Raw genomic sequence first — 2595 nt, 5'->3', positions numbered from 1 at the left:
TAGTCAGTTCTACACCATCTACGTGCAGGATGCTGCCGGCAAGACGTTCGCAATTTCGGAAGTGCGGGATAGTAAGGTGTACGAAAACGACCCGGCCTCTCAGCCCCTTCAGTTTGAGATTAGTAGCATTTCCCCTACTAGTATTGTCGCAGCAGTTAAGAACGCATCCAAAACGGGTGTAATCAACTACAACTGGGCCATCTACCGTGTAGACGGATCGCAGGATGGCGATTTTATCACTAATGATAATGACATTCCATCGTCAGCTACGGGTGGTATTGTTACGATTAACTCGGGCAAGCAGGGCACCAAAGCTTTAGTAGCGGGCCAGCAGTACTACCTGTATATGGCTCAATCAGGACCGAATGGTTTACAGAGCCAGACCCGAAACGCCCGGATTACGTTTACGCAACCTTCAAGTGGGTCGGTCGTAGGGCCGCAGGTCAAAGCAGTGGTGTTTGGTAATAGCATCACCTCACACGGGAACCTGCCTTCAATTGGCTGGAACATTGGCGATGGTAAAGCGTGGGGGATGGCAGCAACCGCAGCCGACAAGGACTGGGTTTCTATCGTCCGTGCTCGAATGAAGGCCTCGAACATCAATAGCACCCTGAACATCGGCAATAGCTTTGACTTTGAGACTTCGTACTGGAACAACTACAACTATAACGGTTTCCAGCAGCAGGTATACCCCGTCGATCTGGTCATCATCCGCCTGGGAGATAACGTTGATGATTCTTCCGTAGGAGCAAACAATCTCTACGACCGTTACAGTCAGTTAATTGACGTAGCCCGGGCAGCCAATCCGGACGTTGATTTCTTGCTGACGACTTCCTTCTGGACGAAGACCAACTACGACAATATCGTACGGCAACTCGTCACCACGAAGCGTTCGGCTCGGAGTGCGATCGAGCTAGCGGATTTAGCCGGGTTCGACAAGGCCGAATACGAAGCGTATGGTGACTGGCCAAACGCCACCACGGCAGTAAAAGAGCACCCGGGAAATGCGGGCCACGCAGCCATTGCCGATAAGGTATGGGACAAATTCAAAGTCCTCTATAACCTGACGGGCGATAATCCGCCGGTTGAGCCGGGTGATCCCGGAATTGATCCCGGTGATCCGGGCACAGGCTCCATTAAGATGGGCGTCATTCCTTCGGGCCTGACGGCAGTTCCCCAGGGCATTTTCTTCATGGAAACAGACCAATTTAAGATTGGTCTGAACATGCAAACGGGCGGATCGGTGTGGAATGCCTTAGATAAGAGCGATCCCACGACCGAGCTGGTAAACGCCATGGATTACGGGCGTCTCTGGCAGTACGCCTACTACGCCTTCCCAGTCGAAAATTACTTCCCCAACGGCAAGCGGTGGGGTGATGAAATGTGGCACGGCATCGGCTATGACCCCATTCAAGGAGGGGATATGAGTGTCGGTTCTCGCGTTGAGCAGTTCAAATATGACGCGGCCTCAAACATTGTCTACTTCCGCACCCGTCCGCAATTATGGGGATATCACGCTGAAACGGCACCCTGCTACGTCGATACGTGGATGAAGCTTACCGGGAACTTCATCGAGTTCAGAAACATCTGCCACAACGAACGTATCAACGATCCCCAGTATGTGAATTTGCCGCGGGGGCAGGATATCGGAGGGATGTTCACCAATGGTGGGTACTATGAAGATAATTCCAACCAGAGCAACCAGCCGTGGACAGGTCCCATTACCGCCCGGAAGATCCTGACCGACTTCCCCTTTGAAAACTACCTGGTAGGACCGAAGCATCCAAACGGTAGCTGGGTCTATCCGGATATGGGCAACGGGATGCGAAGCCTCCAGTTTTACACGCCCGAGCGGTGGACGACGCTACGCAACCCAGTCACGAATAAATACCTGGGTCTGTGGTCGCAAAGCCCGCTTTTCAACCACGAAACGGGCGGTAGGGTCCAGGGTAATTGGGAGGGCCATACGGGTGGTGCATACGTAACGATGGGTACGCACTATACGCAGGCCATCATGGACAAGCGGACGATCTTCGATTATTCCTACACGTACATGATCGGGGGTAATCCGCAAATGATGCGGGATTATGCCTACAAACGGAGGGATTTCAAGAACGTTATTGATTGGGACTTCTCGACTGGTCACAATGACTGGTGGATGAACAATTCAGCTCAAGCTGAAACTCCGTTTGACGGCTCCTGGTTCGCCCCGGGTGACGTCCATCAGAGCAACCGGGTTAGCCCCGACCTTGCTATCGATGCTTCGAAATACACGCACGTCGAGATTGAAATGGCCGTGGGCGGAGAACAGGAAAAAGTGGGTCTGAGCTTCCTACGTCGTAACAATAACGGTTTTCTCTACGATCACACGGACGTACCGTACCAGTTCAACATCATCAATGATGGGCAGATGCACAAGTACACCATTAAGCTGACTGATAATCCAGCATATGGGGGCATTTTGTATCGCATCTACCTGGACGTTTACGGTACCCCGAAAGCGGGTCGGTGGTCACGCCTGAAATCCGTGAAGGGTTATTACCGCCCCAACGAATAATTCATCTAACCAGCCGGGCGGCTCCTTTGAAGGGCTGC

The 2595-nt window shown here is 52.5% G+C and carries 1 protein-coding gene; it reads left to right on the top strand.

Translation table 11 applies throughout. The features are described 5' to 3' along the window. Nucleotides 1-2557 (top strand): SGNH/GDSL hydrolase family protein (locus tag BWI93_RS27705; RefSeq protein ID WP_369679118.1); only part of this gene is annotated, 2557 nt, incomplete at its 5' end. Nucleotides 2558-2595: the final 38 nt, after the last annotated feature.

It is taken from the genome of Siphonobacter sp. BAB-5385, from assembly GCF_002261125.1.
Lineage (GTDB): Bacteria > Bacteroidota > Bacteroidia > Cytophagales > Spirosomataceae > Siphonobacter.
Note: the sequence above shows the minus strand (reverse complement) of the source record. Positions and strands in the feature narration are given on the sequence as shown.